General features: G+C 27.9%; 1 pseudogene. It reads left to right on the forward strand.

Annotated features, from left to right (window positions below):
• Nucleotides 1-272: pseudogene (locus HMPREF0072_RS10460) on the forward strand (hypothetical protein); the annotation flags it as partial.

A 272-nucleotide genomic window follows, 5' to 3' on the forward strand; every position in this document is an offset into this window, starting at 1 on the left:
ATTATGCTTTAGTAGATAAAGAGAAAACAAAGGATATAGAACTAGAAGAAACAGGAATTAGAGTTTATCCAAGAAAGGAAAACTCACAAGGAAAGATCTATACTTTATATAAAGGGAAATCTTTTGAAGATAGCAGAAAAATAGACAGTTTGTTTGATGAAATTACTGCTAAAATGAAAGAAGCAAACCTTACAAATTTAAATGATGTATTAGAATTGGAAAGGGAAGGTTATTTGAAATTACTGATGATAAAGTTACAAAATTTGAGGAAG

Source organism: Anaerococcus lactolyticus ATCC 51172, assembly GCF_000156575.1.
Taxonomy (GTDB): domain Bacteria; phylum Bacillota; class Clostridia; order Tissierellales; family Peptoniphilaceae; genus Anaerococcus; species Anaerococcus lactolyticus.